Annotated in this window: 8 protein-coding genes; 6 read left to right on the top strand and 2 right to left on the bottom strand. The window is 71.5% G+C overall.

Going from position 1 to position 7463, the window contains the following annotated elements:
- From atpD to WMI84_RS15830, 3 genes are all read left to right on the top strand, one after another.
- Positions 1–801 (top strand): F0F1 ATP synthase subunit beta (gene atpD / locus WMI84_RS15840; RefSeq protein WP_347354740.1); only part of this gene is annotated, 801 nt, incomplete at its 5' end.
- 162 nt (positions 802–963) lie between these two features.
- Entirely contained in the window at positions 964–1245 is a 282-nt protein-coding gene (locus tag WMI84_RS15835; protein WP_347354739.1) for a F0F1 ATP synthase subunit epsilon, read from the top strand.
- A gap of 9 nt (positions 1246–1254) precedes the next feature.
- Entirely contained in the window at positions 1255–1692 is a 438-nt protein-coding gene (locus WMI84_RS15830; RefSeq protein ID WP_347354738.1) for a DUF2550 domain-containing protein, read from the top strand.
- Between the two features lie 205 nt (positions 1693–1897).
- On the opposite strand, the gene WMI84_RS15825 is transcribed toward WMI84_RS15830, so the two are convergent.
- Entirely contained in the window at positions 1898–2515 is a 618-nt protein-coding gene (locus WMI84_RS15825) for a cob(I)yrinic acid a,c-diamide adenosyltransferase (protein ID WP_347354737.1), read from the bottom strand.
- A gap of 51 nt (positions 2516–2566) precedes the next feature.
- Between WMI84_RS15825 and murA the strand changes: the two genes are divergently transcribed.
- The 3 genes from murA (at position 2567) to WMI84_RS15810 (ending at position 6538) form a co-directional block, all read left to right on the top strand.
- Complete coding sequence (murA, locus tag WMI84_RS15820; protein ID WP_347354736.1) at positions 2567–3853, top strand: UDP-N-acetylglucosamine 1-carboxyvinyltransferase; 1287 nt, start codon at positions 2567–2569, stop codon at positions 3851–3853.
- 145 nt (positions 3854–3998) lie between these two features.
- Positions 3999–4412: an STAS domain-containing protein gene (locus tag WMI84_RS15815; RefSeq protein ID WP_347354735.1), complete on the top strand. Its 414-nt coding sequence runs from the start codon at positions 3999–4001 to the stop codon at positions 4410–4412.
- A gap of 101 nt (positions 4413–4513) precedes the next feature.
- Positions 4514–6538 (top strand): protein meaA, encoded by a 2025-nt coding sequence (locus WMI84_RS15810; protein WP_347354741.1) that lies wholly within the window; start codon positions 4514–4516, stop codon positions 6536–6538.
- On the opposite strand, the gene nucS is transcribed toward WMI84_RS15810, so the two are convergent.
- On the bottom strand, positions 6535–7230 hold the full coding sequence (gene nucS / locus WMI84_RS15805) for an endonuclease NucS (RefSeq protein ID WP_347354734.1): 696 nt from the start codon (positions 7228–7230) through the stop codon (positions 6535–6537). The genes WMI84_RS15810 and nucS overlap by 4 nt on opposite strands.
- Positions 7231–7463: the final 233 nt, after the last annotated feature.

The raw sequence follows: 7463 nt of genomic DNA, 5'->3' as shown, positions 1-7463 counted from the left end.
CTCGGTCAGACCGCCCTGGTCTTCGGCCAGATGGACGAGCCGCCGGGCACGCGCCTGCGGGTCGCGCTGTCCGCCCTCACGATGGCGGAGTACTTCCGCGACGTGCAGAACCAGGACGTGCTGCTGTTCATCGACAACATCTTCCGGTTCACCCAGGCCGGCTCGGAGGTCTCGACGCTGCTCGGCCGGATGCCGAGCGCGGTCGGCTATCAGCCCAACCTGGCCGACGAGATGGGCACCCTGCAGGAGCGGATCACCTCGACGCGGGGCCACTCGATCACCTCGATGCAGGCGATCTACGTGCCGGCCGACGACTACACCGACCCCGCCCCGGCCACGACGTTCGCCCACCTGGACGCGACGACCGAGCTGAGCCGGGACATCGCCTCGATGGGCATCTACCCGGCCGTCGACCCGCTCTCGTCGACCAGCCGGATCCTCGACCCGCGCTACATCGCCCAGGACCACTACGACACCGCGGTGCGGATCAAGTCGATCCTGCAGCGCAACAAGGAGCTGCAGGACATCATCGCGATCCTCGGCATCGACGAGCTCTCCGAGGAGGACAAGATCCTGGTCAACCGGGCGCGCCGGATCCAGCGTTTCCTGTCGCAGAACACCTACGTGGCCAAGCAGTTCACCGGACTGGACGGGTCGACGGTCCCGCTCGCCGACACGATCGAGGCGTTCACCAAGATCGCCGACGGCGACTACGACCACGTCGGTGAGCAGGCGTTCTTCATGTGCGGCGGGCTCGACGACGTCGAGCGCCAGTGGGCCGAGATCCAGAAGAACCTCTGACCGGCCCCCGGACCCGCGGCTGCCGCGCTGCCGGGCGCAGCTTCCCCCGGAAGCTGCGCCCGAGCGGCATCCGGCGTCCGGGTGTCCGGCTACTGTGCCGTCCGGGGGCGGGATCGCGGCCAGGCACTACACTTCTGACACTGTCTAGATCCGGAGGATCACGTGGGCTCACTGAAGGTCGAGATGGTCGCTGCCGACCGCAAGGTCTGGGAGGGCGAGGCGAAGTTCGTCCGCGGCCGCACCGCCAGCGGCGAGCTCGGCATCCTGCCCGGCCACTCGCCGCTGCTCGGCGCCATCGTGCAGGGCGAGGTGACGATCGAGGCGATGGACGGCTCGCGCCACCAGGCGAAGGTGGACGGCGGGTTCCTCTCGGTCGACTCCGACGTCGTGACGATCGTGGCCGAGCACGTCGACGCCACGTCGCTGCACAGCACCGGGCACTGAGGAGCGGGCGTGCCGTCCGCGCTCGTCTCCACGGAGATCGTGATCGGCACGCTCTTGGTTCTGGTCGCCCTCGTGCTCGTGGTGACCTATGCGCGGCGCCGGTACATCGCGCACGGCCTCCCCCTGACGGTCTGTGCCATGCGGCTCGTCGGTGCCAGGCGCTGGCGGGTCGGCCTGATCCGGTTCGGCGAGAACGCCCTCGAGTGGTACGCGCTCGGGGGCGTTTCGCTACGTCCGCGACACCGCTGGGCCAGGCAGACCCTGCTGCTGGAGACTCCCGGCCCGCTCCCGCCCGGAGAGTCGATACCGGTCGTGCCGGGTGCCCAGCGGGTCCCGTGCACCTCCGGCTCGGTGCGCTTCGAGCTCGCGCTGCCCCATCCGGACTACATGGCGCTGCGCTCGTGGCAGGAGGCCGCCCCGCCCGGCTTCAACGTCAACGTGGCCTAGCGCCACCGTGGCCCGGCCGGCCACCGCGCGGTTCCGAGCTGAGCGGCATACCGGACGGGTCTGAGCGCACGGACGACCGTTGGTCGGCGCCGAGGGCTGCGCGCCGTCGGCGTCGTGCTTGGCCGGGGCCGGCCAAGGGTCACCCGCGCGACCAATGGTCGTCGGTGGGTACGGGCATCGGCGCGTGCTCGTCGGCGGGCCGACCTCACTCCGGTGTCGGGAGGCGGCCGCCTCCCGGCTGCCAGAGGACGTCGCCGCCGATCGGCAGGTTCGCGACGCGGGCCAGGATGAACAGCAGGTCCGAGAGCCGGTTGAGGTACTTCGCGGTGAGGACGTTGACCCCGCCGGTCCCTCGCTCGGCCCCTGGAGCCTGGCCGTGCTCGGCCAGGGCGGCCCAGGCCGAGCGCTCGGCCCGCCGCGCGACCGTGGTCGCGAGGTGCAGGTAGGCAGACCCGGCCGTGCCGCCCGGCAGGATGAAGGACCTCAGCTTGGGCAACCCGGCCAGGTAGCGGTCGCAGTCACCCTCCAAGTCGTCGATCCACGGCTGGCCGACCCGCAGCGGCGGGAAGGGATAGGTCTCCTGCAACGGGGTGCACAGGTCGGCGCCGACGTCGAACAGCTCGTTCTGGACGCGCAGCAGCGTGCTTCGGACGTCCTCGTCGAGGTCACCTGCGGCGATGGCCACCCCGATGGCCGCGTTGGCCTCGTTGCAGTCCGCGTAGGCCTGCAACCTCGGGTCGGTCTTGCTGGTCCGCGAGAAGTCGCCGAGGGCCGTGGTGCCGTCGTCACCGGTGCGGGTGTAGATCTTCGTCAGGTTGACCATGTGCCCAACTCTGGCAGATCGCGCCGCTGATCTGCGGATAGGGTCTCTCGGGTGAGAGAGCGGTTCCGGGTCCGCGGTGGCGCCCGCCCCGTGGGTGCGGTGACGGTCGTCGGAGCCAAGAACAGCGCCCTCAAGCTGATGGCCGCCTCGGTGCTCGCCGAGGGGCGCACGACCCTGACGAACGTGCCGGCGATCGCGGACGTGACGATCATGGCCGAGCTGCTGCGCAGCCTCGACGTCGACGTCGACTACGACCCGGCCGCCGGGGTGGTTGTCCTCGACGTGCCCGAGACGGTCGGCCACCGCGCCGACTACCGGCTCGTCCGGGCCCTGCGCGCCTCCATCTCGGTGCTCGGTCCCCTGGTGGCGCGAACGGGACAGGCCGACGTCGCGGTCCCGGGCGGAGACGCCATCGGGTCTCGGGGGCTCGACCTGCACACCGCCGGCCTGGAGGCGCTGGGCGCCGCCGTCCACGTCTCCCACGGCTATCTGATCGCCGAGGCGCCGCACGGCCTGACCGGCACCGGGATCCGGCTCGAGTTCCCGAGCGTCGGTGCGACCGAGAACATCCTCACGGCAGCCGTCCTCGCCCGGGGCCGGACCCGCATCGACAACGCCGCTCGCGAGCCGGAGATCGTCGACCTGGCCGACCTGCTCGTCGCGATGGGGGCCCGGGTCTCGGGTGCGGGGAGCTCGCACATCGTGATCGACGGCGTCGAGGCGCTGCAGCCCACCAGCCATGCCGTCATCCCCGACCGGATCGCAGCCGGCACGTGGGCCTTTGCGGCGGCGACCACGCGTGGCGACCTCGAGATCGTCGGCGGGGTCCTCGAACACCTCCGCGCACCGCTGGGCGCCCTCGAGCGGGCGGGCTGCACGGTCGAACCGACCGACCGCGGGTTTCGCGTCGCCGCCGGGCCGGCCCGCCCGGTGGCCTTCGACGTGGCGACGCTGCCCTACCCCGGCTTCCCCACCGACCTGCAGCCCTTCGCGATCACCTACAACTCGGTCGCGGCTGGCAGCGCCATGGTGACCGAGAACGTCTTCGAGGCCCGGTTCCGCACCGTCCAGGAGCTGGCCCGGCTCGGTGCCGACGCACAGGTCGACGGCCACCACGTGATGGTCCACGGCGTGCGAATGCTCTCCGGCGCCCCGGTCGAGGCCAGCGACATCCGCTCGGGGGCGGCCCTGGTGATCGCCGGGCTCGTCGCCGAGGGTGAGACCCTCGTCAGCGGCGTGCACCACATCGACCGCGGGTATCCCCGCTTCGAGGAGGCGTGGCGGGCCCTCGGCGCCGAGGTCTCCCGCGAGCCGGACGAGGAGCCCTGGGAGGGCTGAGAGCCGGCGCCGTCTTCACGTACCGGCCGGTTCGGCCGTGGCTGGGGTTACTTGACCATGTCTTGACCCTTTCTTGACGCGTGGCTGCGCCGTTTTCGGGCATAAGGCCTGCATCATTGCCACAGGCACCACGAGAGGGTCACCGATGACGCCGGAACGCCACCGCACGACGCCGATTCTCGTACTCGATGCCCCCGACGGTCACGACGTCGTCATCGAGGGCCCCCTGGACGTCCACACGGTGCCGGACATCCGCGACGCGTTGCACGAGGTCATCTCCCGTGGTCCCGGTGAGCTGCGCCTGCACCTCGACAGGGCCGAGATCGGCGACGCGACGGGGCTGGGCGTCATCGTGCACCTCCACCGTCGGGCCCGTCGTGAGCAGCGGCGGCTCTGGCTGGTCGGCTCCTCCGAGCGGACCACCCGGCTGGTACGCGGCTGCCGGCTCGACCACATCCTCGCGCCCGCGGCGACCTCGCCCGCGGCGCCCGCGCCCGCGGGACACCCGACGCCGGCCGATCCGCCCGCGCGCCGGACTGTGTCCACTCTCACCGCCTGACACCCTCCCGCGCCCACAGGCCCGCCGGTACGTTCGCTGGCATGCCTGAGCAGGACCCGACGCAGTCGACCCGGCACCCCACCCGCGACCGGCCGTGGGTGATGCGGACCTACGCGGGACACTCCAGCGCCGCGGCGAGCAACGAGCTGTACCGCCGCAACCTGGCCAAGGGCCAGACCGGCCTGTCCGTCGCCTTCGACCTGCCGACCCAGACCGGCTACGACCCGGACCACCCCCTGGCTCGCGGCGAGGTCGGCAAGGTCGGGGTCCCGGTGAGTCACATCGGCGACATGGAGGCGCTCTTCCGCGACATCCCGCTGCGGGACATGAACACGTCGATGACGATCAACGCGACCGCGATGTGGCTGCTCGCGCTCTACCAGGTCACCGCCGAGCGCCAGGCCGCGGCGGCCGGTGACGAGCCGGAACAGTGGGTCCGCGCGCTCGCCGGCACCACCCAGAACGACATCATCAAGGAGTACCTCTCCCGGGGGACCTACGTGTTCCCACCCGGACCGTCGATGCGGCTGATCACCGACATGGTCACCTACACGGTCGGTCAGGTCCCGAAGTGGAACCCGATCAACATCTGCAGCTACCACCTGCAGGAGGCTGGTGCGACCCCGGTCCAGGAGCTGGCCTACTCGCTCTCGACCGCGATCGCCGTGCTCGACGCGGTCCGGGCCTCCGGACAGGTCCCCGAGGACGAGCTGCCCCACGTGGTGGGGCGGATCTCCTTCTTCGTCAACGCCGGGGTGCGGTTCGTCGAGGAGATGTGCAAGATGCGGGCCTTCGTGCAGCTCTGGGACGAGCTGACGAGGGAGCGGTATGGCGTCACCGACCCGAAGGCGCGCCGGTTCCGCTACGGCGTCCAGGTCAACTCGCTCGGGCTGACCGAGGCCCAGCCGGAGAACAACGTGCAGCGCATCGTCCTGGAGATGCTGGCCGTCACCCTTTCCAAGGATGCCCGGGCCCGGGCGATCCAGCTGCCGGCCTGGAACGAGGCCCTCGGCCTGCCCCGGCCCTGGGACCAGCAGTGGTCGCTGCGCCTGCAGCAGGTCCTCGCCTTCGAGTCCGACCTGCTCGAGTACGATGACCTGTTCGCCGGTTCCACCGTCGTCGAGCGCAAGGTGGCCGAGCTCGTCGCGGGTGCCCGCGCGGAGCTGGCGCGGATCGCCGACCTGGGCGGGGCGGTGGCGGCCGTCGAGTCCGGCTACATGAAGTCGGCGCTCGTCGCCTCGCACGCCGAGCGGCGCCGCCGCATCGAGTCCGGCGTCGATGTCGTCGTCGGGCTCAACCGGTTCGAGACGACCGAGCCCAGCCCGCTGACCGCCGACCTCGGCGCCGCCATCCAGACCGTCGACCCGAGCGTCGAGCAGGCCGCCGCGGCGGCCGTGCGGCAGTGGCGCGAGCGCCGCGACGCCGACCCGGGCAGGCGGGCCCGTGCCGAGCAGGCCGTGGCGCGGCTGCGGGCCGACGCCTCCTCGGGCGCGAACCTGATGGCGGCCTCGCTCGACTGTGCCCGGGCCGGGGTGACGACGGGGGAGTGGGCGGCCGCGCTGCGCGAGCAGTTCGGCGAGTATCGCGCTCCCACGGGCGTCACTGCATCGGTCGGCGGCGCCGCGCTCGCGCCGGACGGTGGCCTGGAGCAGGCCCGGCAGGCGGTGCAGCACACGAGCCGGGAGCTCGGCGAGCGGCTGCGCATCCTGGTCGGCAAGCCTGGTCTGGACGGTCACAGCAACGGTGCGGAACAGGTCGCGGTCCGGGCACGGGACGCCGGCTTCGAGGTGGTCTACCAGGGCATCCGCCTGACCCCAGAGCAGATCGTGGATGCGGCGGTGGCCGAGGACGTCCACCTCGTCGGCCTCTCGATCCTCTCCGGGTCGCACATGGAGCTGGTCCCCGACATCCTGCACCGCCTGCGCGCGGCCGGCGCCGACGACATCCCGGTCGTCGTCGGCGGGATCATCCCCGAGTCCGACGCGGCGGCGTTGCGGCAGGCCGGGGTGGCCATGGTGTTCACCCCCAAGGACTTCGGGCTCAACGCGATCATGGTGCAGATGGTCGAGGTCATCCGGGCCTCGCGCGACCTCGCCGCCCTCGGGCCGGCGTCGGCCGGACGCTAGAACAGCCGCGACTCGGCGTCGTCGCTGCCCTTGAGGGCGTCGTAGTCGATCACGACACACCGGATGCCGCGGTCCTCGGCCAGCGTGCGCGCCTGCGGCCGGATGGCCTGCGCCGCGAGGACGCCGGTGACGGGGGCCAGCAGCGGGTCGCGGTTCATCAGCTCGAGGTAGCGGGTCAGCTGCTCGACACCGTCGATCTCGGCTCGGCGCTTGATCTCGACCGCGACGCTCGCGCCGGTGTGGTCCCTGGCCAGGATGTCGACCGGACCGATCGCGGTCATGTACTCGCGTCGGACCAGCGACCAGCCGGGACCGAGCGTGTGGATCTGGTCGGCCAGCAGCTCCTGCAGGTGCGCCTCGACGCCGTCCTTGACCAGGCCCGGGTCAAGGCCGAGCTCGTGGGTACTGTCGTGCAGGAGCTCGTGGATGGCCACGGTCAGGCTGTCGCCGGTCTTCGCGTGCACGACCCGCCACACTGCGACCACGCCCTGTTCGGCCTGCAGCTCGTCCGGGTCGGTCTTGGTCATCGCGCAGGGCGGCGCCATCCAGTTGAGCGGCTTGTAGGACCCGCCGTCGCTGTGGACCAGCACCGACCCGTCCGCCTTGACCAGCAGCAGCCGGGTGGCGACGGGCAGGTGGGCGGTGAGGCGGCCGCGGTAGTCGACGCTGCACCGGGCGATGACGAGACGCACCCGGCCACCGTAGTCGAGAGTGCACCAATCCCGATCGACAGTGCAGCTCTTCCGATCGACAGTGCACCACTCCCGATCCAGAGTGCACCACTCCCGATCGACAGTGCACCAGTCCCGATCGACAGTGCAGGGCGTCCATCGGGCCTCGGGCAGTCTGCGGCCACCCCAGCGTGGGGAGGGTCACGTCGGCCCGGCCTGCGAGCGGCATACCGGCTCTGCCAGACTCCCTGCAT

Source organism: Intrasporangium sp. (genome assembly GCF_039812505.1).
Classification (GTDB): domain Bacteria; phylum Actinomycetota; class Actinomycetes; order Actinomycetales; family Dermatophilaceae; genus Intrasporangium_A.
Note: the sequence above shows the minus strand (reverse complement) of the source record. Positions and strands in the feature narration are given on the sequence as shown.

Bases quoted from the DNA above. Each gene is read 5' to 3' on its own strand.
- WMI84_RS15825 (WP_347354737.1), bottom strand. From the start codon at position 2,515: ATGGTCAACCTGACGAAGATCTACACCCGCACCGGTGACGACGGCACC.
- WMI84_RS15815 (WP_347354735.1), top strand. From the start codon at position 3,999: ATGACGCCGGAACGCCACCGCACGACGCCGATTCTCGTACTCGATGCC.
- WMI84_RS15810 (WP_347354741.1), top strand. From the start codon at position 4,514: ATGCGGACCTACGCGGGACACTCCAGCGCCGCGGCGAGCAACGAGCTG.